The 24,561-nt window shown below is 70.4% G+C and carries 20 protein-coding genes and 1 pseudogene; 8 read left to right on the plus strand and 13 right to left on the minus strand.

All coding sequences use genetic code 11. From position 1 onward, the window contains the following. Positions 1-46: 46 nt before the first annotated feature. Genes BN1701_RS18300 through BN1701_RS18310 form a run of 3 tightly spaced genes read left to right on the plus strand, consistent with a single transcriptional unit; the run spans position 47 to position 2,159 of the window. Positions 47-724, plus strand: coding sequence for an SDR family oxidoreductase (locus BN1701_RS18300; protein WP_054050461.1), 678 nt, complete (start codon positions 47-49; stop codon positions 722-724). Continuing rightward, positions 721-1,116 (plus strand): VOC family protein, encoded by a 396-nt coding sequence (locus tag BN1701_RS18305; protein WP_054050463.1) that lies wholly within the window; start codon positions 721-723, stop codon positions 1,114-1,116. Before BN1701_RS18300 ends, BN1701_RS18305 begins: the two co-directional genes overlap by 4 nt. Continuing rightward, positions 1,113-2,159, plus strand: a complete 1,047-nt coding sequence (locus BN1701_RS18310) for an S-adenosylmethionine:tRNA ribosyltransferase-isomerase (RefSeq protein ID WP_231949643.1) — start codon at positions 1,113-1,115, stop codon at positions 2,157-2,159. The genes BN1701_RS18305 and BN1701_RS18310 overlap by 4 nt, the downstream gene beginning before the upstream one ends. Before the next feature lie 582 nt (positions 2,160-2,741). Here the strand turns inward: BN1701_RS18310 and BN1701_RS18315 are convergent. The 10 genes from BN1701_RS18315 to BN1701_RS18360 form a co-directional block, all read right to left on the minus strand. Then, the gene (locus BN1701_RS18315) at positions 2,742-4,535 is read right to left on the minus strand and encodes a long-chain fatty acid--CoA ligase (protein WP_054050465.1); all 1,794 of its coding nucleotides are present in this window, start codon (positions 4,533-4,535) and stop codon (positions 2,742-2,744) included. Positions 4,536-4,625: 90 nt separating this feature from the next. Continuing rightward, positions 4,626-7,196, minus strand: coding sequence for a CHAT domain-containing protein (locus BN1701_RS18320; RefSeq protein ID WP_082859921.1), 2,571 nt, complete (start codon positions 7,194-7,196; stop codon positions 4,626-4,628). 26 nt (positions 7,197-7,222) lie between these two features. Further along, positions 7,223-8,926 carry a S8/S53 family peptidase gene (locus BN1701_RS18325; RefSeq protein ID WP_054050469.1) on the minus strand — a complete coding sequence of 568 codons (1,704 nt, stop codon included), beginning with the start codon at positions 8,924-8,926 and terminating at the stop codon, positions 7,223-7,225. Positions 8,927-9,079: 153 nt separating this feature from the next. Next, complete coding sequence (mnmA, locus tag BN1701_RS18330) at positions 9,080-10,168, minus strand: tRNA 2-thiouridine(34) synthase MnmA (protein ID WP_054050471.1); 1,089 nt, start codon at positions 10,166-10,168, stop codon at positions 9,080-9,082. Positions 10,169-10,170: 2 nt separating this feature from the next. Then, complete coding sequence (locus BN1701_RS18335; RefSeq protein WP_054050473.1) at positions 10,171-11,391, minus strand: cysteine desulfurase family protein; 1,221 nt, start codon at positions 11,389-11,391, stop codon at positions 10,171-10,173. 49 nt (positions 11,392-11,440) lie between these two features. Next, positions 11,441-12,799, minus strand: coding sequence for an MFS transporter (locus BN1701_RS18340; RefSeq protein WP_054050475.1), 1,359 nt, complete (start codon positions 12,797-12,799; stop codon positions 11,441-11,443). Between the two features lie 42 nt (positions 12,800-12,841). Next, on the minus strand, positions 12,842-13,720 hold the full coding sequence (locus tag BN1701_RS18345; protein ID WP_054050477.1) for a 1-acyl-sn-glycerol-3-phosphate acyltransferase: 879 nt from the start codon (positions 13,718-13,720) through the stop codon (positions 12,842-12,844). Further along, entirely contained in the window at positions 13,721-14,485 is a 765-nt protein-coding gene (locus BN1701_RS18350) for a GNAT family N-acetyltransferase (protein WP_054050479.1), read from the minus strand. A 153-nt stretch (positions 14,486-14,638) separates the two neighbouring features. Then, complete coding sequence (locus BN1701_RS18355; RefSeq protein ID WP_054050481.1) at positions 14,639-15,607, minus strand: electron transfer flavoprotein subunit alpha/FixB family protein; 969 nt, start codon at positions 15,605-15,607, stop codon at positions 14,639-14,641. Positions 15,608-15,630: 23 nt separating this feature from the next. Next, positions 15,631-16,416 (minus strand): electron transfer flavoprotein subunit beta/FixA family protein, encoded by a 786-nt coding sequence (locus BN1701_RS18360; RefSeq protein ID WP_054050483.1) that lies wholly within the window; start codon positions 16,414-16,416, stop codon positions 15,631-15,633. A 255-nt stretch (positions 16,417-16,671) separates the two neighbouring features. Here BN1701_RS18360 and BN1701_RS18365 point away from each other — a divergent pair, with 255 nt between their 5' ends. After that, positions 16,672-17,508, plus strand: coding sequence for a DegV family protein (locus BN1701_RS18365; RefSeq protein ID WP_054055959.1), 837 nt, complete (start codon positions 16,672-16,674; stop codon positions 17,506-17,508). Positions 17,509-17,603: 95 nt separating this feature from the next. On the opposite strand, the gene BN1701_RS36875 is transcribed toward BN1701_RS18365, so the two are convergent. Further along, a complete protein-coding gene (locus BN1701_RS36875; protein WP_197672111.1) occupies positions 17,604-18,203 on the minus strand; it encodes a DUF397 domain-containing protein in 600 nt (199 codons plus the stop codon). A gap of 142 nt (positions 18,204-18,345) precedes the next feature. After that, the gene (locus BN1701_RS18375) at positions 18,346-19,218 is read right to left on the minus strand and encodes a helix-turn-helix transcriptional regulator (protein ID WP_054050485.1); all 873 of its coding nucleotides are present in this window, start codon (positions 19,216-19,218) and stop codon (positions 18,346-18,348) included. A 123-nt stretch (positions 19,219-19,341) separates the two neighbouring features. On the opposite strand from BN1701_RS18375, the gene BN1701_RS18380 reads away from it, so the two are divergent. From BN1701_RS18380 to BN1701_RS18395, 4 genes and pseudogenes are all read left to right on the plus strand, one after another. Then, complete coding sequence (locus BN1701_RS18380) at positions 19,342-20,178, plus strand: SAM-dependent methyltransferase (protein WP_054050487.1); 837 nt, start codon at positions 19,342-19,344, stop codon at positions 20,176-20,178. 38 nt (positions 20,179-20,216) lie between these two features. Next, positions 20,217-20,993, plus strand: coding sequence for a class I SAM-dependent methyltransferase (locus BN1701_RS18385; RefSeq protein ID WP_054050489.1), 777 nt, complete (start codon positions 20,217-20,219; stop codon positions 20,991-20,993). Then, positions 20,990-22,506 (plus strand): annotated as a pseudogene (locus BN1701_RS18390) (1,4-alpha-glucan branching protein domain-containing protein). Before BN1701_RS18385 ends, BN1701_RS18390 begins: the two are co-directional and overlap by 4 nt. 34 nt (positions 22,507-22,540) lie before the next feature. Next, complete coding sequence (locus BN1701_RS18395) at positions 22,541-23,794, plus strand: glycosyltransferase family 4 protein (RefSeq protein WP_054050491.1); 1,254 nt, start codon at positions 22,541-22,543, stop codon at positions 23,792-23,794. Here the strand turns inward: BN1701_RS18395 and BN1701_RS18400 are convergent. Beyond that, positions 23,791-24,543, minus strand: coding sequence for an acyltransferase (locus BN1701_RS18400; protein WP_054050493.1), 753 nt, complete (start codon positions 24,541-24,543; stop codon positions 23,791-23,793). The genes BN1701_RS18395 and BN1701_RS18400 overlap by 4 nt on opposite strands. Positions 24,544-24,561: the final 18 nt, after the last annotated feature.

The raw sequence follows: 24,561 nt of genomic DNA on the forward strand, positions 1-24,561 counted from the left end.
CCGGCCTAACGTCGATCACGAAGCACCCACCGACGAAAGGACGGACATGCCCGTCGCCATAATCACCGGCGCCTCCCGCGGCCTGGGCCAGGCACTCGCGGCCGGACTCGCAGACAACGGCTGGGACCTGGTGCTCGACGCCCGCGGCGGCGCCGCGTTGGCCGAGTCCGCCGCCGACCTGCCCGGTTCGATCCGGACAGTCCCTGGCGACATCACCGACGCCGGACACCGGGCCGACCTGCTCGCCGCGGCCGACGCCCTGGGCGGCGCCACACTGCTCATCAACAACGCGGGCGCGCTCGGGCCGAGTCCGTTGCCCAAGCTCGCCGACCTCCCGCTCGACGCCGCCCGCGAGCTGTTCGAGGTCAACGTCCTGGCGTTGCTCGCGCTGACCCAACTCGTGCTGCCCGGGCTGCGCGAACGCTCGGGGAGCATCATCAACATCACGTCCGACGCCGCCGTCGAGGCCTACGAGGGCTGGGGCGGCTACGGAGCGTCGAAGGCCGCGGTGGAACAGCTCAGCAACGTGTTGTCGGCCGAGGAACCGGACGTTCGGGTCTGGTGGACCGACCCGGGGGACCTGCGCACCCAGATGCATCAGGACGCCTTCCCCGGCGAGGACATCGGCGACCGGCCGCTACCGGCCACCGTGGTGCCCGCCGTACTGAAACTGCTCGCCGAGCAGCCAGAATCCGGCCGCTACCAGCTGCCGAAGCTGACGTGAGCCCGCCGCGCGCGCTGTGGATCCCGTTCGAGGTCGATGACATCGAGGAGTCGCTCGCGTTCTACCGCGACCGCCTCGGGCTTTCCGAAGTGGACAGCTGGTCCGTCGACGACGAGCGCGGGACCGTGCTCGAGGTAGCACCGGGCGCCTTCCTCGAATTCGTCTCCGGTCGCGGGATTCGTCAAGCCGGGCCGCCCCCGCTCGCTGTCGAATTGCCAACCGTATCCGCCGTCGAACACGCCTTCGCCGCGCTGGGCCAAAGGCCCGTGAATCGGCCGCCCGGCCGGTACCCGCGAGGCCATTTCGGGTTCGAGGTCAGCGGTCCAACGGGCGAACGGCTGATGGTGTGGACCGAGAAACGAGACCACTCAACGAGTTCGGAGCAGGGATGACAACAGTGATCGAAGGTGCCATGTCCGCGATGGAGTTCGCCCTCCCACCAGACCTCGAGGCGCACGAACCCCCCGAGGCCCGGGGTCTGTCACGTGACGGCGTCCGACTACTGGTCGGCAGCGGATCGAGTGTCCAGCACCATCGATTCGCCGACCTCCCGACCATCCTGACCCCTGGCGACCTGCTAGTCGTCAACACCTCGGCCACGATTCCCGCGGCGGTGCGGGTCCTGGGAAGCGACCTGTCTGTGCACTTCTCGACCGAGCTTCCGAACGGCCGGTGGCTCGTCGAACTCCGGAAGGCCGGTGGTCAGGCGACCGTCCCCTACCGCTCCGGCGTCCCCGACACGCGGTACGACCTGCCCGAAGGCGCGTCAGTCACGCTGACAGCGCCGTACTCACGGGACCGGCTGTGGGAGGCCACAGTGGACCCCGGTGCGTTCGGTTCCATGCTCGGCTACCTGAGAGCTCTAGGCAGGCCGATCCGATACGAGTACGTCCCACGCGACTGGCCGATCCGGTACTACCAGTCGGTCTTCGGCACCAACCCTGGCAGCGCGGAGATGCCCAGCGCCTCTCGTCCGTTCACCGACCGAATCGTCACCACCTTGGTCTCGGCGGGCGTCCGGTTCGCCCCGGTCATGCTGCACACGGGGGTGGCCTCGCCGGAAGCGCACGAACGGCCCTACCCCGAGAGGTTCAGCGTCGGCGAGCCGACGGCCGCGCTGGTCAACCACACCAGACAGGAAGGACACCGGGTGATAGCCGTTGGCACGACCGCGGTGCGGGCGCTGGAGAGCGCGGTCGGGCCCGATAGGACCGTCCAGCCGACGGCGGGCTGGACCGACCTGATCGTCTCGCCTGACCGGGGAGTTCAGGTGGTCGACGGACTGCTCACCGGCTTCCACGAACCCCGCGCCTCCCACCTCGACATGCTCGCCGCCATCGCGGGCACCTCCCTGCTCAGCGAGTGCTATCGAGAGGCCATCGCCCACAGGTACTTATGGCACGAGTTCGGCGACCTGAACCTGCTGGTGCCCTGACACCACCCCCGACAGAAAGGAGGACGCACGCGACAGCACCCCAGCACGAGGCGGTCGGTGCCCGGCCTGGGTGAAGGACGAGCGGTAGGCAGGTGCCCGTCGGCCAACCTAGGAAACGGTCGACCAACGTCGGAAACGACAGGCGAGGCGGGCAAGGCGGATAGCCCGGGCACGAACGCATCCGAGCTGTAGCCGCTACCAAAGGCGGAGACGGCGCACGCAAGTCCAGTCGGGACCGCAGGAAGCGCGCGAACTCGACCTTGCCGCAATCAAACCCGCGACGAACACGCACCTCGGCCGTAGCGGTACGAAACGCGCGTGTTCGACCTAGCCGCCATCGAGGACCGGGACCCACGCACGCTGCAGACCGGCTGCAGTGCTCGACCGACGACCGCGAGCGGCGGTCAGCAGCCTCAGAGATCAGCCAGAGCGCGGCGGGGCTGGCTGTGTGGGTGCCGGTTGAAGGCTCCTGGGGTCGCGCCCCCGGAAGCTCTCGGCCGACGAGCTGACAGCGCCGCCGTCACCATCGAGCTGACCGCGCCGCCGATCACCGCGACCGCGAGGTCGGGTCAGGTGGTGACGTCAGGTGGTGACGTTGACGGTGGAAGGAGTGGGTGAGTCGGCGTAGAGGTCGTCGATGTCGTGGGCGTATTTCTCGGCGATGGGCTTGCGACGGAGTTTGAGGGTGGGGGTGAGTTCGTCGCCGCCGGGTTCCCAGAAGGTGGGGACGATGCGGAAGCGTTTGATCTGTTCGACGCGGGAGAGGGTTGTGTTGCCCTTGCGGACCGCGTCGGTGACGAGGGTGCGGAGGGAGTCGTGGGTGAGGACTGCGCTTGGGGAGGAGGTGTCGATGCCATGTTTCGCGGCTAGGGCGGTGGCGGCGTCCTGGTCTACGACGATCAGGGCGGAGATGTAGGGGCGGTCGTCGCCGATGGCGACTACCTGCCCGATGAGGGAGCTGGCGGCTTTGACGGCGTTCTCGATGTTCGTCGGGGACATGTTCTTGCCGGAGGAGTTGATGATCAACTCCTTCTTGCGGTCGACGATGGTTACGTAGCCGTCCGCATCGATCACGCCGATGTCGCCGGTGTGAACCCAGCCGTCGGCATCGACCGTCTCGGCGGTCTTCTCCGGGTCGTTGCGGTAGCCGCGCATGACCGAGCCTGCTCGGATGAGGAGTTCGCCGTCGTCGGCGAGGGTGATCTCGGCGCCGTGGACGGGCGTGCCTACGGTGCCGAGCTTGACCGCGCCCGCGCGGGTGGACGTGCCGAGGCCGGCGGTCTCGGACATGCCCCAGATCTCGTACACGGGCAGGCCGATGCCCCAGAAGAACTCGATGGTGTCGAGTGGGATCGCCGCGGCGCCGGAGGCTGGGACCTTGGCTTCGTCGAGGCCGAGCTTGTGGCGGAGCTTGGAGAGCACGAGCTTGTCGGCGAGCTTGTGCTGCACGGCGAGGGTGGCCGGGATGGACTCGCCCGCGAGTTCGAGCAGGGCCTTGCGCCTGCCGACGGCCAGGGCCCAGGCGGCGATCTTGCGCTTGGCGCCGCTGGGTTCGGCGGCGAGCGCGGTGTCGATGGCGAGTTTGAACTTCTGCCAGACGCGGGGCACGCCGAAGAACACGTGCGGGCGGGCGTCGGGCAGGGCGGTGACGAGCTGTTTGGGGTCGGCCACGGAGGTGACCACGGTGCCGAAGAACATGGAGAGGTAGTGCGCGATCACCCGGTCGGCGATGTGCGCCGACGGCAGGAACGACAGCACGCGGTCGCCGGGGGTCACATCGTAGGCGGCGCGGACCGCGTCGGTGACCGCGAGGACGTTGCGGTGGGTCAGCTCGACGCCCTTGGGTGGGCCGGTGGTGCCCGAGGTGTAGATGATCGTGGCGATGTCCTCCGGCTCGACCGCGGCCCACGCGGCGTCGAAGTCGAAGTCGGGGGCGCCGGCGGACTCCAGGTCGGCCAACGTCATGACGCCTTCGGCGGCGCCGTCGACGCAGATGATCGTCAATTCAGCGTCGACCGCTCGCAGGGTCGGCAGGAACACCTTCTCGGTGACCACGATCTTGTTGCCCGCGTTGGAGAACACGTAGTTGAGCTGCTCGGCCGCACTGGTGTTGTAGACCGAGAACGGAACCGCGCCCAGATGCAGGGCTGCGGTGTCCACGAGGTGGAACTCGGGGCGGTTGGTGAGCATGATGCCCACCGTGTCGCACTTGCCCACACCCAGGGAGGCAAGCCCGGCCGCGATGCCGCGCACCCGGTCGGCGTACTCCCGCCACTTGATCGACACGACGTCGCCGGTGGTGCGCAAGGCGACCTGGTCGGGGATCTGCCGCGCGGTCGACTGGAAGGCCGCGCACAGGGACTCGGGCTGGCTCATACGCGTCGCCTCTCGGGCTGTGAGCTGTGGCACAGAGGCGTGATCGTATGTAGTGCGAACGACGTCTGTCTACGGCCGATTCGTCCGATTTCAGCCCGCGCCGAGGCAAATGAACGGCCGCCGGTACGGATCTCCGGCCACCGCCTCGGCCAACGCCCTTGCCGGGTCCACCCCGGCCGCCAGCCGCTGGTGGTAGTCGACCATCGCCGTGGCCGCCGATTCGTCCCCGACCCGGCTCGTGGCCGCCACCACGGTGCGCACCCCGCTGGCCAACAGCGCCCCGGCGTAGCCAAGGGCCTCATCGCCGGGGCGCACGTAGTTGAGCGCCAGCTCGCACGCCGCCAACACGACCTGCCGGGGCGGTTGGCGCAGCCGGGCCACCTCGTAGGCGAACAACGGACCGTCGGCCAACTCCAGCCGCGAGAACAGCGCGTTGGTCGGCTCGTGCTCGCCATGCGCGGCCAGGTGGGCCAGTTCCGTCCCGTCCAACGCCGCCAACACTTCGGCGACCGTGGCCCCAGGCCCTTCCAGGAAGGCGGCGTCGGCGTAGGTCGACCGCAACGCCGCGTCCTCGGCGACGGTACCGGTGAGCATGGGCCCCCGAGCCAGCAGCGTCCGGCCGCCGGACGTCCCGGATCCTTGCGCGGACAACCATGCCGTCGCCGACGGAGCGACGACGAGCGGACGTCCCTGCAGGGACGGGGCGACGCTCCAGGGGATCGCGTACAGCGGCCCCGTCGGCACGATGACCAGGTCGCGATCGCCGACCGCACCCAGCAGCGGCCTGATCAACTGACGGTCCAACGCTTCGGCGGTGCGCTCCGCGGACCTCCGCACCACCTCGACGATCGGGGCGGCCAACGTGTCCGGGGCCATGGCGTCGAGGTCGGCGTGCAGCCTGGCCGCGAGTTCCGCGGCGTCCGCGGCGGAACCCAGGCGCACCAGCCGCGTCCGGCCGTCGACGACCACGACGGCCACCAGCCGCCCCTCGGACATGGCGAACTCGACCAGGGCGCGCTCCCCCAGAGCGGCGGCGACGTCTCGCAACGCGGCGACCGGCCGGGGCGACCCCCACGCGCTGGTGTGCCAGCCGAGCCGGACGACGTCACGTTCCAGGGCGGCGGCGTGCTTGGCCAGCTTGCCGACCGAGCGGCCCGCCAGCCGGTCGAGCTGCATGGTGCGGCGGGCGTGGCGCAGTTCCGCGGCCTTCGTCGCCATCTCGGGATCGTCGATCGTGGGCAGCGGCTCATAGCGGTACACCTGGGCGCGGGTCTGCTCCAGCCAGGTGAAGAGCCTGCGTGGATCGGTCCGCTTGCTGTCGAGGACGAGTTGGATCGCCAGCTCGCCGAGCTTGCGGCCGTGGATCGCGGTGCCGCAAACCAGTTCCAGCCCGCCCATCCGGTCGCGGGCCTTTCCCAGCACGGTCAGCCCGTTGCGGGCCTCGGCCAAGGCGCGACGCCGTTCGCCGCGGGCGACGGCGAGTTCGGCTCGGCACAGTCGGGCCATCATCTGGTTGTCGACTGGAGTGGTCGACCGGCTCGGCGGAAGTTGTTCGATCAACGTCTCGGCGGTGTCGACGTTGCCGCGCAGCAGTTCCAGGCGGATCGCGAGCATCAGCGCCAAGGCCGACTCGTCCTCCAGCATCAGCGTCCGCGCCCGGTCGGCCAGCTTGACGGCGGCGACCGGCAAGGAAGGCGAGCCGCGACCGCGCAGCATCGCCGCGTCGGTCTGGGCTCGCATCGCGGCCAGCGCCGCCACCGCGGCCCAGCGCGCGTTGCCTCGACGGGTGAATCCGCGCTCGGCTCGGCGGGCCCATCGCTGCGCCCGCTCGGTGTTGCCCTGGAGCAGTTCGGCGGCCGCGAGGGTCAGTTCGACCTCCGCGGCGTCCTGCCCCGCGCGCTGCTTGCGCAGCAAGGGCAGCGCGTCGACCAGGTTGCGCGCGGCCTCCTCCGGCAGGCCGCCCGCGAGCAGGGCCCGAGCGCGGTCGAGGAGCCGGGTGGGCTGCAGGCCGATGTCCCTGGCCTCTTCGTAGTGCCGAAGCGCGGTCGGGATGTCCCCTGTCATGTAGGCGACGTAGCCGAGGTTGTGCCTGGCCTTGATCCCGACACTGGCGTGGACCTCGGGGTACTCGGCTGTGCATTCCATGCACCGGTTCAGCGCGATGACAGCCGCACCCGGGTTGGCTGCCTCGATGTGCGCCAGGCTCTGGTTCAGGTACAGCGTCGCCAGCACGGTGGGGTCGCCCGCCCCCGCCCGCAGCGCCGCGGCGAGCGGTTTCTCCGCCGCGGCGAGGGCCTCCAACGCCTCGTCGAGCTCGCCTGCCCGGATCAGCAGGATGCCGCGCTGCTCTAAAGTCAGCCCGAGCAGTTCCGACCGCTTGGGCTCGGGCAGCGTGTCGGCCAGTTCCAACGCGGGTTCCAGCCGGTCGATCCCGCCACCGGACACCCCCGCCTCGGTCTCGACGTAGGCGAGGCTGACCAGGACGTGGATGAGCACCGGTGTCGACCCGGCCGCCTGCTGGTCGACTACCTCATCGAGGAGGACGAGCGCCTTGAGCAGCTTGGCTCTGGCTCTGGCGAAGTCGTACGCGTAGGCATCATCGCGCGCGCCACCGTGAAGGTTCCGCGCGCGCTCCACCCGAGCCGTATCGGCAACCCGCATGGCTCACACAGTACGACCTGACTATGTCAGGAGATCCATCCCCTGTCGGCCAAGTCTTTATCCGTTTCGCCGAGCGCGGTGGTCGCCCTGGTCACCCGGTCGGCCAGATTCAGGGTGTCCGGCGCGGCGGCGAGCTTGCTCGCGAGGATGCCCGCCACGACCGGGGTCGCGAACGAGGTGCCCGCCCAGATCGCGAATCCCGTGGTGAGGTCGTCCGGGTCGGGCCCGCTGCGCATCCTGGTCCCGGTGCCGAGCGTCCGGGGCAGGCTGATGTCGCCTGCCTCCGCGCCCTGCCACAGCGGGACCGTGCTGACGATCGCGTTGCCCGGCGCCCAGCGCTTGACCCACTCGCCGTCGTTGCTGAACGCGGCGATGCTCGTACCTGCCGCGTTGAGCGCTCCGACCGCGACCAGCAGGTCGTTGCCGGTGTTGCTGCCGTCGCTGTTCAGCGCGAGCGCGGCGGGCACGAACGGCCGGGTGGTGGCGTCGTTACCCGCGGCGGCGACCACGACGACGCCGAGGTCGGTGAGCCTGCGGACGGCGTCGGCGAGCAGAGCGCCGGTCGTCTGGTCGGTGTTCTCCGGGTAGAAGCCCAGCGAGAGCGACACGACGTCGACGATCTCGTCCGGCCGGTCGTTGTCGATCGCGTCCTTCACCCGGTCGCGCAGCCATTCGAGCGCGAGCAGCACGGAGGCATCGGTGGTGACGCCATCGGTGTGCAGGACCCGAAGCGACAGCACGCGCGCGTCCGGGCAGGTCTGGTGCACGAGCCCGGCGACGAAGGTGCCGTGGCCCGCGTGCGAGTCCGTCAGTCCCAGCAGCGGCTGGATGATGTCGCGTTCCTCGAATGGCGAGACCAGCGAGGGGAAGGCGTCTCCGCTCTCCGCCGTCATCGTCGACTCCAGGTCGGCGAGCAGCCCTTGGAATTCGGTGGACACCTCGACGACCGGGTCGTCGCCGGGCACGCCGACCGGCAGCCACGGGTGGGTGCCGATCCCGGTGTCGAGCACCGCGACGACCGGCCGCCGCCCGGCGGACAGATCCGCGGCCGGACGACGCACCGGCTTGGGCAAGAACATCTGGACCGGGTTGCGGCTCCCGGTCGCCAGTCCGACTGAACCCGATGGCACGCCGCCCCCGTAGGGAACGCCGCCGCCGTAGGGCACGCCGCCCCCGTAGGGAACCCCGCCGCCGTAGGGCACGCCACCGCCGTACGGGACTCCGCCGCCGTAAGGCGCTCCACCTCCGAACACCGAAGCAGCACCCACGATGTGCTCCAAACTGATCCCGGCCACCTGTTCGGGCGCGAGTTCATTGCGTAGTAGGGCGAGAACCGCCCATGGATCCGGCATGACGTCGGCGCGCACGCCCGCGCGGAGGCGGACGGCGACCGGAACAGCGAGTTCGCGATCGAGCGTCTTGACCGCGCGCTGCCAGCGGTCGGTGCGCGGCAGCCGGGGAACCAGCTGCGCGCCCAGCGGCTCGATCACCTTGTTCAGCGTCGCGACGGCCTCGGGATCCAGCGCGATACGCAAGGGCAGGAGCAGCGTGTCCGCCCGGTACGCCGTCGATGCCAGGCCTTTGGTGCCCTGGTAGCGCACGGCGGTGGCAGGGTCGAGCACCCGCACGCGGTGGCGGCTGAACACATCGGTCGGCACGGTCACCAACCGGGTCGGATGCGTGCCCTTGCCGCGGTTGCGGTCGTCCTGTCGCTGCTCTTCGGTCCCCACAAGCGCCCCATTTATCTCAACGTGATCCCGGTTCAATGGCTCATTGTGATGCCAGTCGAGCACATTGACTGCCGATCTGTACGTCGAAATGCTGATCGGATGCGTAACGGGTGCGCGGAGACACGACAGGGTCAATCTCGCGGCTACATTGGGTTACTGAGTGGTGACGATCATTCCACTGCCGAGGACGACGTCACCGTCGGTGTCCGGTCGATAAAGGACGACCGCCTGACCCGGTGCGACACCGCGAAGGTCCTCCGACGGATTGACGACGAGGTCGCCGTCGACCAGTTCCGCGGTCGCCGGAGCGGTGCCCCCATGCGCGCGGACCTGGGCCACGCAGTCCACCGAGCCCGCCAGCGGGACGCCGGAGGGCCAGATGGGGCGGGCGGCGACGATCTGGCGCACGGCGAGCTTGTCGATCGAGCCGACCCGGACGGTCCCGCTGACCGGCTCCAGCCCGAGGACGTACCGGGGCCTGCCGTCCGGGGCGGGGGTGTCGATGCCCAGGCCATGGCGCTGGCCGACGGTGAACCCGTGCACGCCCGTGTGCACGCCGAGCACGGCGCCGGTCTCGTCGTCGACCAACTGGCCGGGGCGGGTGCCGAGCTTGTTCGTCAGGAACGCGCGGGTGTCGCCGTCGGGGATGAAGCAAATGTCGTAGGAGTCCGGCTTCTCCGCGACCATCAGACCGCGCGACTCGGCCTCGGCGCGGACATCGGCCTTCACCGAGTCGCCGAGGGGGAACATCGCGTGGCTGAGCTGCTGCGGGGTGAGCGAGGCCAGGACGTAGGACTGGTCCTTGCCAAGGTCGGCGCTGCGCCGCAGCTCCGGCCGACCGTCCACCTGGGACAGTCGGGCGTAGTGGCCGGTGCAGACCGCGTCGAACCCCAGGGCGATGGCCTTGTCCAGCAGGGCCTCGAACTTGATCCGCTCGTTGCACTTGAGGCACGGGTTAGGGGTGCGGCCCGCGGCGTACTCGGCGACGAAGTCCTCGACGACGTCCTCGGTGAAGCGCTCGGCGAAGTCCCAGACGTAGAACGGGATGCCGAGCAGGTCGGCCACCCGGCGCGCGTCGTGGGCGTCCTCGACGGTGCAGCAGCCGCGCGAGCCCGTGCGCAGGGTGCCCGGCTTGGCCGACAGGGCCAGATGCACCCCGACGACCTCATGGCCCGCCTCGACCGCGCGCGCGGCGGCCACGGCCGAATCGACTCCGCCGCTCATCGCGGCCAGAACACGCACTTTCATACCTCCGCTGGAGACTTCGACCGCCGCATCCCGGCGAGTCCGGCGCTGCGGGCCCGTTCGACCACGGGCGCGATGGCCGCGATCAGCGCGTCCACGTCGGCCTCGTCGGACGTGTGCCCGAGGGAGAAGCGCAGCGAGCCGCGGGCGAGCGCGGCTTCGGCGCCCATCGCGAGCAGCACGTGGCTGGGCTGGGCGACACCGGCGGTGCAGGCCGAGCCGGTGGAGCACTCGATGCCCCTGGCGTCGAGCAGCATCAGCAGGCTGTCGCCCTCGCAACCGGGGAACGAGAAGTGCGCGTTGCCCGGCAGCCTGGACGGACCGGCGTCCACAGTGGACTGACCGGGGTCGCCGTTGAGCACCGCGTCGGGCAGCACCGCACGCATTCGGGTGATCAGGTCGTCGCGCAGTTCGGCGAGCCGCTCGGCCCGCTCGACGCGCTCGTCGGCCGCGACGCGGACGGCCTCGGCGAAAGCGACTATGGCGGGCGTGTCGAGAGTTCCGGAGCGCACGTCGCGCTCTTGGCCGCCGCCGTGCGACACGGGCGTGCACGGCACATCGCGGCCCAGCAGCAGTGCGCCGACGCCGAACGGGCCGCCGACCTTGTGGCCGGACACCGTCAGCGCGCTCGCGCCGCTGGCGGCGAAGTCGACCGGCAGCACGCCGACGGCCTGCACCGCGTCGGTGTGGAACGGGATGCCGTGCGCGGCGCACGCGCGAGCCAGCTCACCGACCGGGTTGACCGTGCCGACCTCGTTGTTGGCCCACATCACGCTGACGACCGCCACGGACGCGGGATCCTCGGCGATGGCGGCGCGCAGGGTGTCCTCGTGGACGCGGCCGAACGCGTCGACCTCCAGCAGGGTGACCTCGGCGTCCTCGTGCTCGGCCAGCCACAGCGCGGCGTCGAGCACGGCGTGGTGTTCGACCGCGGAGACCAGCACGCGCCTGCGGGCCGGGTTCTCCGCCCGGCGGGCCCAGAAGATGCCCTTGACCGCGAGGTTGTCGCTCTCGGTGCCGCCGGAGGTGAAGATCACCTCGGACGGGCGGGCACCCAGGGCCGCGGCCAACGCCTCGCGCGCCTCCTCGACCGCGCGCCGGGCGCGGCGGCCGGAGGTGTGCAGGGACGAGGCGTTGCCGTAGGTGGTCAACGCCTTGGTCAACGCCTCGGCCACCTGGGGCAGGATCGGCGTGGTGGCGGCGTGGTCGAGATAGGTCATCGCTCAACCAGGGTAGCCCGCAGCCTGGGGTCGCTGTCACCAGACCTGGTCACACCGGCTTCGGCTCGCGGCGGCTGAACAGGACGAATCCGACGACCGCGACACCTGCCATGACCAGGTTGAGCGGGATGACCGCGGCGGCGGGCGCGGCGGCGGAGGCAAGCGAGACAAGCAGCACACCGCCGAAGCCCACGCAGGCCGCCGAGAACAGCATGTCGGCCACCTGCACCGCCGAGGAGTTGAACCCACGCTCCTGCTCGCTGGAGATGCCCAGCACCAGGACATTGATCGACGGGAACGACAGCCCCATCCCGACCCCGCACACGATCCACACCACCGCGGCGAGCCAGTCGAAGCCCCACGACGGGGCGACGAACACGGTGGCGGCGAGCCCGACCGCGAGGATCGCGAAGCCCCAGCGGATCAGAGTGGTGCGGGCGATGTCGGGGTGTCTGCCCTGCCAGTGCGACGCCGCCGACCATCCGAGCGCGCCCAGTGTCAGTGGCAACCCGGCCATGGCGGGCGAGTACCCGTGCACGGATGTCAGCGTCAGCGGGAGGAACGCCTCGACACCGAAGAACGCGCCCGCGAGCAGCCCGCGGGCGAGCACGGCACTGGGCAGGCCGCGGCGCGCGGTCAGGGTTCCCTTCGGCAGCAGCGTGCGGAGCGCGGGCACCAGCAGCGCGACCCCGGCGACCGCCAGCCAGAGCGTCCCGAGTGAGGGGTGTTGGGCTGCCCAGCTCACCGCCGGGATGCCCAGTCCGGCGGCGACGGCGGCCAGCGGCAGACCGCGCCGGGTCGAGGGCGCCTTCGTCGGCGCGGGCAGCGAGCGCAGCGCGGGCACCAGCAGGATCGCGCCGAGCAGGGCGAGCGGCGCCAGGCCGAGGAACACCCAGCGCCAGCCGAGACGCTCGGTCACCAGGCCCGCCAGCGTCGGCCCGACGATGGAGGGCACCACCCAGGCCGCCGCCAGCAGGCCGAACGCCGCGGGCCGGGACCGCTCGGGATAGATGAGCGCGACGAGCACGTACACAGCGACGATCTCGGTGCCGAGCCCCAGACCCTGCAGCACCCGGCCGACCAGCAGCGTGGCCATGCCGTCGGCCGTGCCCGCGACCAGGAGGCCTGCGAGGAACAACGCGGGTCCCACGTAGAGCACCGGGCCCGGCCCGACCCGGTCGCAGGCTCGGCCGGACAGGACAGTGGCCATGACGCTCGCGGCGAGGAAGGCGGTGAACGGCCACGAGTAGTACTCGCCGCCGTCGAGATCGGCGAGCATCCGCGGCATCGCGGTGCTCACGCCAAGGTGTTCGAACGCGGCGATGGTGATGAGGAGCAGCATGCCGACCGTCGTCGCGCGGGTATCGGCGTGCCACAGGGACCTGCTGGGGGTATCGGTGACCGTCACGCGGCCATCGTGCCTCCTCCAGTGGACTGGAGGTCCAGCCCTTTATCCGGCCAGCGGGGTGTCCTGGTGGCGCGGGGCGGTCCGCGGGATCCGGCGCCGCTGGGCGGGCAGCATGACCCGGCCGAGCGCGGAGTTGGTCGCCGCCTCGGTCAGCGCGGCCAGTTCGCGGCGGTCGGCGGCGCGGCCCGGCGCGATCTCGTCGAGCACGTACAGTTCGAGCACGAGCCCACGCAGCCGGGCCACCCGCAGCACCGAGTCGATGATCGTCTCGTCGCCGATGAACGACGGCGCGCTGGTCTCCCGGCCGTCGGCCAGCCGGTAGCGCAGCGCCAGCGGGCGCACCGGCACGCCGCCGTCGATGGCGGCCTGGAACACCGCGTGCCGGAACTTGCCGAGGCCCTGTCCGCACCACGTCGTCCCCTCGGGGCAGACATAGACCTGCGATCCGGCGCGCATGACCTCGGACAGCTCGGTCATCGTCTTGGGCAGGGCGCGCAGGTTCTCCCGGTCCAGGAACACCGAGCCCGCCGCCGCGACGATCGGCCCCAGGACGGGCCAGGATCGGATGTCGAGCTTGGCCAGCGCCCGCATCGGCCGCACGGCGTTGACCGCGGCGATGTCGAGCCACGAGATGTGGTTGGCGGTCACCAGCGCGCCGCGCCCCTTCGCGGGCGGCAGCTCACCGGTGACCGTCATGCGCACGCCGAACGCGCCCAGCAGCGCCCGGAAGATCCCCTTGGCGATCAGCTCCCGGCCGCCGCGGCCCACGATCGGCAGCAGCGGCAGCGCGAGCAGGCTGGCCAGCAGCACGCCGACCGCGCCCGCGAGCCGGGCGACGACCCGCGCGCGGCCGACCGCGGGCTCGTCATCGGCCAGGCACGACGGCCCGCAAGGCGAGGCAGGCATCCACGCGTGCGACATCTACTCCCCCAGGAAGAACTTCAGGTACCGCTGGTCGACGTGCTCGAGGCCGAGAAGCACGAAGAAGTCGGCGACACCGAAGTCGGCGTCGAGCGCGGGCGGGCCGCACACCCAGGCGCCCAGGCGCAGATAGCCCTTGAGCAGCGGTGGCATGACCGCGCGCGCGGGCGCGGCAACCGAGCCGGCGTCCCACGGGTTCAGCGGCTGGACGCGGTAGCGCTCGTCGGCGTAGTGCTTGGCGCGCACGGTGTTCCACACCCCGGCGGCCAGCGAGCCGCCGTCGGCCAGCGGCACCGACGCGCAGCCCGCCAGCCAGCTGCGGCCCGAGAGCAGCATGTAGCGGGCGATCCCGGCCCACACCAGGCTGACCACGGCGCCGGTGCGGTGGTCGGCGTGCACACAGGAGCGGCCGGTCTCGACCAGGGCCGAGCGCAGGTCGACCAGCTTGGACAGGTCGAACTCGGTCTCGGAGTACAGGCTGCCCGCCTCGGCGGCGCGCTCCGGCGGCAGCATCCGGTAGGTGCCGACGATCTCGCCGGTGGACTCCTCGCGCACCACCAGGTGGTCGCAGAACTCGTCGAAGTGGTCGACGTCGAGGCCCGCTTCCGACGAGTGCAGCGTCGCGCCCATCTCCTCGGCGAAAACCTGGTGGCGCAGTCTCTGCGCGGCGCGCACCTCGGCGCCGTCCTGAGCAACGAGCAGCGAATAGCGGGGAGCGTCCGGTCCCGACTCGGGGGTGCTCACCAGCACGTGGGCCTGCGTCATGCGTTCTGTATACGGCCTGGTCACCAACGTAAACGGCCCCGTTTCCGTGACGGATCGGTGGAAACTCCGTGAATAGCGGGTTCCGAGGTCGAAAAATAACGAATCGGGGCGGCTCCCGGAAGGGAACCGCCCCGATTCAGCCGAATGTGGTGATCAGCCCTTGCGCTTGGCGACCTCATCGGTCAGCTGCGGCGCGACGGCGAACAGGTCGCCGACGACACCGAAGTCGGCGATCTCGAAGATCGGCGCCTCGGCGTCCTTGTTGACCGCGACGATGGTCTTCGAGGTCTGCATGCCCGCGCGGTGCTGGATCGCGCCGGAGATGCCGAGCGCGACGTACAGCTGCGGGGACACGGTCTTGCCGGTCTGGCCGACCTGGAACTGCGCCGGGTAGTAGCCAGAGTCGACCGCCGCGCGGGAAGCGCCGACGGCCGCGCCGAACGCGTCCGCGAGCTTCTCGACGACCTCGAACTGCTCGGCCGAGCCGACACCGCGTCCACCGGAGACGACGATCGACGCCTCGGTGAGCTCGGGGCGGTCGCCGCCGACGATGGGCTCCTGGCCGGTGATCCTGGCCGACTTGGCCGCGTCGGTCGCAGGCACGTCCACGGTCTCCTCGGCCGCCGCGCCCTGGGCGGGCTCGGCCTCGAGGCCACCGGGACGCACCGACACGATCGGCGTGCCCTTGTTGGACTTCGACTTGACCACGAACGCGCCACCGAAGATCGACTGCACCGCGGTGACATCACCGGCGGAGCCTTCGATGCCGATGGCGTCGACCAGCAGGCCGGAGCCAGTGCGCGCGGCCAGCCGACCGGCGACCTCCTTGCCATCGGCGGTGGCGGCGATCAGGACGGCCGCGGGGGCCGTCTTCTCCACCAGCGCCGCGAGGACGTCGACCTTCGGGGTGACCAGGTAGGCCGTGGCGTCGGCGGACTCGGCGACGTAGACCTTGGCCGCGCCGTAGGACGCCAGCGACTCCTTGAGCTTGGCCGCGGTGCCGGGCGAGCCGACGACCACGGCCGACGGCTCGCCGAGTTGGCGGGCCGCGGTCAGCAGCTCGAAGGTGACCTTCTTGATCTCGCCGTCGACGTGGTCGACGAGGACCAGAACTTCGGACATGGGGTTTCCTCCTTCGCTGCTTGTCAGATGAGCTTCTGGGAGATCAGGTACTCGGCGATCTTCACGCCGCCGTCACCCTCGTCGCTCACGCGCTGGCCTGCCGCACGCGGCGGCTTCGGGGCCGCCTCGACCACGCTGGACGTGGCGTTGGCCAGGCCGACCTCGCTCGCGTCGATGCCGAGATCGGCCACCGTGAGGGTGTCGACCGGCTTCTTCTTGGCGGCCATGATCCCCTTGAACGAGGGGTAGCGCGGCTCGTTGATCTTCTCGCCGACGCTGACCACGGCGGGCAGGGAGGCCTCGAGGTGCGTGATGCCCTCGTCGGTCTCGCGCTCGACCTTGATCGTGGTGCCCTCGATGGTGACCTTGCGGGCGTGGGTGAGCTGCGGGTAGCCCAGCAGCTCGGCGAGGATCGCCGGAACGGCACCGGAACGACCGTCCGTCGCCTCGTTGCCCGCGATGACCAGGTCGACGCCGTCGACCTTGCCGATCGCCGCGGCGATGACCTTGGAGGTCTGTAGGACGCACGAGCCGTGCAGCGCGGGGTCGGAGACGTGGACCGCCTTGTCCGCGCCCATCGAGAGGGCCTTGCGGATGGCCTCGGTGGCACGGTCGGGACCGACGCTGAGCACGGTGACCTCGCCGCCCTGTGCCTCCTTGATCAGCAGCGCTTCCTCGACGGCGCGCTCGTTGATCTCGTCGAGCACCGCGTCGGCGGACTCACGATCCAGCGTGTGGTCGGAGTCGGAGAGCTTGCGCTCCGAGTAGGTGTCTGGCACCTGCTTGACCAGGACAACGATGTTTGGCATGGGTCTTCTTCGACCTCCTGGGAACGAGCACCGTGTTCGCCGCCGACCGGCAGCGTCCCGCCTTGGATTCTCGTGCGGTTCGGCTGACCTTGCCATGTGGGTCGTCCGCTTGACACGGTGGCCTTGACCACGCCGATGTTACTCGTCAGTAGCGAACGTGCAAACCGTGGCAAGCACTTGACTGTCGTGACGGTTCTCACGAAGGGCGGACTCACGGGCCGGGTCGACTGGTCCGAAAGGACTATCGTCGATGAGATGAGGGTCGCCGTCGTCACCGATTCCACCGCGAGCCTGCCCGCCGAACTGGCGGCGCAGTGGCGGCTGCGGGTGGTCCCGGTACAGGTCAGCATCGACGGCCACCTCGACGACGAGGGCCGGATCCCACACGCCGCCGTGCTCGACGCGCTGCGGGCGGGCCGGGCGGTGTCGACCGAGCCGCCCGCCGCCGCGGCGTTCTTCTGGGCCTACCAACAGGCCGCGGCCGACGGCGCCGACGCCGTGGTCTCCCTACACATCTCCGCGCGCCAGTCGAAGACCTATGAGCACGCGCTGGAAGCCGCCCGACAGTCGACCATCCCGGTGCACGTGCTCGATTCGGGCACGTCAGGCATGAGCATGGGCTACGCCGCCGCCGCTGCCGCCAGGGTCGCGGCCGCGGGCGGCGACCCGGAGCGGGTCATGGCCACGCTGGCGAAGCGGCTCGACGACAGCAGCGAACTGATCTACGTCGACACCCTGGAGTACCTGCGCAAGGGCGGGCGAATCGGCGCGGCGGCCAAGCTGATCGGCAGCGCCCTGTCCCTCAAGCCACTGCTGACGATGCGCGAGGGCCAGATCGCACCCTTGGACAAGGTCCTCGGCGCGAACCGGGCGCTGCGCAGGCTGGCCGACACGGCCGTCCGCCGGGCCGATGGCCGCGAGGTCGACGTGGCGGTCGAGCATGTCGGCGCTCCCGACCAAGCCAAGATGCTGCTGGACGAGATCACGCCGCGGATCCCGCGGACCCGGGTGGCGATCATCACCGAGGTGAGTTCCGCCCTGGCCATCCACTTGGGACCGGGCGCGCTGGGCATCACCATCTCGCCCGCATAGATATAAGGAAACGCGAAGGCCACCTCCCGGGGGGAAGGTGGCCTTCGCTGCTGACCGGGGCGCGCCGGTCAGCACTGTCGCAACGACGCCAAGGGTCAGGCCGTCGCGGGAAGCCATTTCGCGCGGCCGGGGGCCGTGGGGATCCAGCAGCCCGCGGCCGAGGTCTCGCCTCGTGGGCGGGACATGGCGCCGGGGGTGCGGTCGTCCGGGAGGGCGATCAGGTCGCGGAGTACGTCGGTGGCCCAGCCTGCGCGCTGCCAGAGCACGTCGCTGGGGTTGAGCACGTCGGCGGCGTCGGAGGGCAGGCGCGAGGCGATCGCGTTGTCCTCGGCGTGCAGCCGAATGACGTCGATGACGTTGTTGTGTGCGCGCACGCCGACGACAGCGGCGATCTCGCCCTTGGCGTCGCGCGGGTGCAGGAAGTCGTAGCCGCGGGCCACGAGCCTGCGCAGGTAGGTCTCGGCGGTGGGCATGCGCAGCACGCCGCCGCGCGCGGCGGTGGCGAACGAGCGGATGACCTGGCCGTGGAACACCAGCGTCGGGCCCGAGGGTGCCTTCGAGTCGCGGATGGCGGTGCGGCCGTCGCCGACCGGCGAAACCTCGACACAGTTGCCGACCGCGCCGCTGCGACTTCCCTTGCGCCAGCGGGCGCCGGTTACCAGTGCTGCGGACACTCCGTTGCGGATCTCGGTCATCTGACCTCGCCTCCCGACGTCCTCACGATGCAGATGCACGTGCATTTGAACGTGACGACCGTAACACGGGTGACCGATCTAGCAAATGCACGTGCATCCGATCGTGTCGATCACACACTGCGAGTGGGTGTTCTTCGGGCGGTCAGATCTCCGCGCGGCGCTTCGCGAGGATCTGGCGCGAGCGGTTGGGCGTCTCGGAGTCGACCGCCAGGCGGTCGACGACCCGGCTGTACAGCTCGATCTCCTCGCGGCGGTCGAGGTAGACCGCGCCGCCGAGGTGCTCGACGTAGACCAGGTCGGGCAGCTCCGGCTCGGTGAATCGGAGCATGGTGAACGACGTCTCCGCCGCGTACCCGGACAGGGCGAAGGGCACGACCTGCAGGGTGATGTTGGGCAGGCGGGTGACCTCGAGCAGGTGGTCGATCTGGTCGCGCAGCACCCGCTGGCCGCCGATCGGGCGATGCAGCACCGACTCGTCGATGACGGCCCACAGCTTCGGCGCGTCGGTGCGGTGGAGGACCTTCTGCCGCGACATGCGCAGGGTGACCCGGCGCTCGGTCTCGTCGGAGGCGCGCTCCGGGCGGCCATGGCTGGCCAGCACCCGCGTGTACTCCTCGGTCTGCAGCAGACCGGGCACGAACTGCAGTTCACAGGTCTGGATGCGGGAGGCCGACTCCTCCAGCCCGACGTAGTCGGTGAACCAGTTGGGCATCAGGTCGCTGTAGCGGTGCCACCAGCCCGGCTCGTTGGACTGCTTGACCAGGGCGAGGAATTGCTCGCGCTCCAGCGCGTCGGTGACGCCGTACATGGTCAGCAGGTCTTCGACGTCGCGTTCCTTGAACCCGACGCGGCCCAGTTCCATCCGGCTGATCTTCGATTCGGAGCCGCGGATTGTGTAGCCCGCGTCGCCCCGGCTGACCTCGGCCTTCTCGCGCAGTTTCCGGAGCTGGGAGCCGAGCACGATCCTGCGCGCGGTCGGGCCAGTGCTCTGCCCGTCATTGCGGCGCTCGGCCACGCTCCGTCCCTTCGCGACTCCCGAGTGTTAACCCGACCTGGGCACACCTTGCCCACACCCCTAAGGTGAGGGTACTCCTTGACTCCGCAACGTCCATGATCCACGACGCTCTGTGAGGACAGTATGTCGACTGACGCGCAGCAGACCGAACGTGATGTTCCTGTCTACATCGACACATCGAAGGCAAGCATCGCGAGAGTCTACGACGCGTTCCTCAACGGCAAGGACAATTACGAAATCGACCGCGAGGTGTTCCGGCGGGTCAAGGCCGTGGCGCCGGAGGCCGCTCAGCTGGCCTATGACAACCGCGCGTTCCTGATCCGCGCCACCCGGTTCATCGCCAACCAGACCGGGATCAAGCAGTACCTTGACCTGGGTTCCGGCCTGCCGACCGCGGAGAACACCCACCAAGTCGCCCAGCGCATCGAGCCGGACTCGGTCGTCGTCTACGTCGACAACGACCCGGTCGTCCTCGCCCACGGCCGCGCGCTGCTGGAGGAGAACGAGCAGACGCACTTCATCGCCGAGGACATCTTCGAGCCCGAGCGCATCCTCGCCGACGAGACCGTGCGCAGGCACCTCGACTTCACCCAGCCGATCGCGCTGTTCCAGATGGGCACCATTCACCACTACGACGGTGAGCGCGCCCCCTCCGACATCATGAAGGCCTACATCGACGCCCTGCCCTCCGGCTCGATCGTCGGCATCAGCCACTTCCTCGACCCGCTGACCACCGAGCACAGCGCGCTGGCCCGGCGGATGGAGGACGTGTTCATCCACAGCCCCATGGGCACCGGCCTGTTCCGCACCCAGGACGCGATCGAGGACATGTTCCCCGGCCTGGAGATGATCGACCCGGGCGTGACGCTGTGCGCGGAGTGGTGGCCGGACGGCCCTCAGGTCAAGCCGCTCGACGAGGTCCAGTACTGCATCGCGGGCGGGCTGGGCCGCAAGCCCTGACCCGTACTGGCTGGTAGGGCATCGGATACCGTGCCCGGGTGGCCACCGACTACCCGAGCCCGGCCGACGCGCTGCCGCTCACCGGCGAGCGCACGGTCCCCGGCATCGCGCAGGAGAATTACTGGTTCAGGCGGCACGAGGTCGCGTATCTCGACCTCGCGCACTACTGCGCCGACGCCGTCGTGCTCGAAGCGGGCTGCGGTGAGGGCTATGGCGCCGACCTTCTCGCCGAACGCGCACGGCTGGTCGTCGGCTTGGACTACGACGAGCTGACCGCGGCCCACGTGGCCAAGGTGTACCCGTCGGTGCGCACGCTAAGGGGCAACCTCGCCGCGCTGCCGCTGCGTTCGGGCTCGGTCGACGTAGTGGCGAACCTGCAGGTCATCGAGCACCTGTGGGACCAAGAAGGCTTTCTTGCCGAATGCCGCAGGGTGCTGCGCCCCGGCGGTCGGCTGCTGATCACCACGCCGAACCGGATCACGTTCTCCCCCGGCCGGGACACCCCGCTCAACCCGTTTCACACCCGTGAGCTGTCGGCCGCGGAGATGGACGAGTTGCTGCGCGGCGCCGGGTTCGAGGTGGAGTTCCTCGGCGGGGTGCACCACGGGCCGCGGCTGCGCGAACTGGACGCGGCGCTGGGCGGGTCGATCATCGACGCCCAGATCGAGGTCGCCGTCGCGGGCCTGCCGTGGTCCGACGAGCTGATGGCCGCGGTGACCTCGGTCGAGGCTACGGACTTCACCATCAAACGTGCCGACGACGATGATTTCCCGGCCGACGCCAGCCTCGACCTGGTCGGGATCGCGCGCGCATGACCGAGCCGATCGGCAGTTTCGCGTTGGTACTGCACAGCCACCTGCCCTGGCTGCCGCACCACGGCACGTGGCCGGTCGGCGAGGAGTGGCTCTACCAGGCGTGGGCACACTCCTATCTGCCCGTGGTCGACCTGGCCCGCCGGTTCGCCGCCGAGGGCAAGCGCGACATGTTCACCCTCGGGATCACCCCGGTCCTGGCCGCCCAGCTCGACGACCCGTACGCACTGCGCGGCGTGCACGACTGGCTGGGCAACTGGAACCTGCGCGCCCAGTACGCGGCGGTCCGCTGGCAGAGCGCCGACCCGCTGCTTCGGGAGGTCGCCGCGGCCGAGTTCCGCGCGTCGGCCGCCGCGCTGACCGAGTTCGAGACCCACTGGCGCGGCGGGTTCTCGCCGGTCCTGCGTCCGCTGGTCGACAGCGGTGTGATCGAGCTGATCGGTGGACCCGCCACCCACCCGTTCCAGCCGCTGCTCGACCCCCGGCTGCGCGCGTTCGCCCTGCGCACCGGCCTGGACGACACCGCCGCGCGCGTCGGCCAGCGGCCGGAGGGCATCTGGGCGCCGGAGTGCGGGTACGCGCCGGGCATGGAGGCCGGGTACGCGGCGGCGGGCGTGCGCCGGTTCCTGGTTGACGGCCCCGCGCTGCACGGCGACACCTCCGCCGCGCGAACCGTCGGCGACTCCGACGTCGTCTGCTTCGGCCGCGACCTGGAGGTCACCTACCGGGTCTGGTCGCCCAAGGCCAGCTACCCCGGCGACCCCGCCTACCGCGACTTCCACACCTACGACCACCCGTCGGGCCTCAAGCCGTCGCGGGTCACCGGCAGGCACATCCCCCCGAGGACAAGCGGCCCTACGAGCCCGCCCTGGCCGCGCAGTCCATCGATCGGCACGTCGCCGACTTCGTCGACACGGTGGTCCGGCGCCTCAAGACCCTGCGTGACCAGCACGGGAAGCCCGGACTCGTGGTGTCCGCCTATGACACTGAGTTGTATGGGCACTGGTGGCACGAGGGCCCGGTCTGGCTGGAGAAGGTGCTGCGCGCACTGCCCGAGGCAGGCGTGCGGGTGACGTCTCTGCGCGGGTCGCTCGACGCGGGCCACCTCGGCGGCCGAGTCGACCTGCCCGCGTCGTCGTGGGGCTCGGGCAAGGACTGGCGGGTGTGGGACGGCGAACAGGTGGCCGACCTGGTCCACGCGGGCGCCGAACTCCAGCGCGACCTGCTCGACTTGATCGATAGGCACAGGTCAGCCGACCGCGACGCCGTGCTGGACCAGGTGGTCCGCGAGGCCCTGCTGGCCCTGTCGAGCGACTGGGCGTTCATGGTCACCAAGGACTCGGCGGCTGACTACGCTCGTCGGCGGGCCAAGACGCACGGCGAGCGATACGCCGAGCTGGCGGGCCTGGTGCGGTCCGGCGCGCGCGACCGCGCGTCAGCCAGGGCGGCCGAGCTCGCCGGCGAAGACGGTCCCTTCACCGGACTCGACGCCAGGCACTTAGGTACCGACGAGTAGGGTTCGCCAGACCCGAATGCGAGGATTTCGCTCGATGCGCGTGCTGATGCTGTCCTGGGAGTACCCCCCGGTCGTGGTCGGGGGGCTGGGCAGGCACGTGCACGCGATCGCCCGCCACCTGGCGGGCCAGGGACATGACGTGGTCGTGCTGTGCAGGCACGAGGCGGGCACCGACGCCGAGACCCACCCCACCGAGGACGGCACGCACGACGGCGTCCGGGTGATCCGGGTAGCCGAGGACCCGACGCACCTGGTGTTCGAGAAGGATCTGGTCGCCTGGACCCTGGCGATGGGCCACGCGATGATCCGCGCCGGTCTGTCACTGCTCAGCGAGTGGCGCCCCGAGGTGGTGCACGCCCACGACTGGCTGGTGACCCACCCGGCCGTCGCCCTGGCCGAGCACGCGCGGGTCCCGCTGGTCGCGACCGTGCATGCCACCGAGGCAGGCAGACACAGCGGCTGGCTGTCGCAGCCACTGAACCAGCAGGTGCACTCGGTCGAATGGTGGCTGGCGAACCGAGCCGACGCCCTGATCACCTGCTCGTCAGCGATGCGCGCCGAGGTCGCCCACCTCTTCGAGGTCGAGCCGGACACGATCACCGTCATCCACAACGGCATCGAACCGCGAAGCTGGCGCGTACCGCCCGCCGCCGTCCGAACGTCCCGTGCCTCCCACAGCCCGTACAACGCGCCACTGCTGCTGTTCTTCGGCAGGCTGGAGTGGGAGAAGGGCGTCCAGGACATCATCGGCGCGCTGCCCCGGATCCGCCGCACACATCCCGGCACCCGACTGGTCGTGGCCGGCCGCGGCACCTACGCGCCCGCACTGGAAGAACTGGCCCGCAAGCTGCGCGTCCGCCGCGCGATCGACTTCGCCGGACACCTCTCCGACCGCGACCTAGGCGCCCTACTCGCCGCAGCCGACTCGGTAGTCCTGCCCAGCCGCTACGAGCCCTTCGGCATAGTCGCCCTGGAGGCCGCCGCGGCAGGCGCACCCCTGGTGGCCTCGACCGCGGGCGGCTTGGGCGAGGTCGTCATCGAAGGCGAGACCGGCCTGTCCTTCACCCCTGGCGACCTGGACGGCCTGTCCACCGCCGTCCGCCGCGTGCTGGACGACCCGACCGGCGCCCGCCGCCGGGCGAAGCTGGCCAAGGCCCGCCTGGCCGTCGACTTCGACTGGGACCTGATCGCCACCCAAACCGCCGAGGTCTACGCCAAGGCCGACGCGGGCGCCCACGCGCCGCTCGGGCGTCCAAAGATCGCCACAGGCAACGCGTTCCTCGCTTAGTGCTCCAGCGACTTCAATAGGGCTTTACGTGCCTTGCGTTCCATGTCGGCGATCGCGGCCCGGCGCACGGCGTCGGCCTCGTAGGCGTCGAGCCTGCTGCGGACGACCTTCGCGGGCATGCCCGCGGCGATGGCGAAGTCCGGGATCTCGCCGCGCACGACCGCGTGCGCGCCGATGACACAGCCCCTGCCGATCCGGGTTCCCTTGGTGACGGTGACCTTGGTGCAGATCCACGTGTCCGGCCCGATGCGCACCGGAGACTTCACGATGCCCTGGTCCTTGATCGGCTGGTGGATGTCGGCCGTGACGTGGTCGAAGTCGCAGATATACACCCAGTCAGCCACCAACGAAGCGTCACCGAACTCAATGTCCAGATAGCAGTTGACGACATTCTGCCGCCCGAACACCGCCTTGTCGCCGATGCGCAGCGAGCCCTCGTGGCAGCGGATGGCGTTGCCGTCGCCGATGTGCACCCACCGACCGATCTCCAGCCGACCGAACCCAGGCCGGGCGTGAATCTCGACGTCCTTGCCGAGAAACACCATGCCGCGCAGCACGATATGCGGATTGGTCACGCGCAGCTTGAGCAGCCGCCAGTACCGAACCAGGTACCAGGGCGTGTACGCACGGTTGCGCAGCACCCAGCGCAGCGACTCCTTCGTCAGGAACCGCGCCTGGGCCGGGTCCCGGCGGGCCGGGGACCAGAACTTGAGGCGGTCGGACACCGGAGAGCCCCACATCGACGTCATGGCAGAAGACGTTAACTC

Origin of the sequence: Alloactinosynnema sp. L-07 (genome assembly GCF_900070365.1) — a bacterium.
GTDB lineage: Bacteria > Actinomycetota > Actinomycetes > Mycobacteriales > Pseudonocardiaceae > Actinokineospora.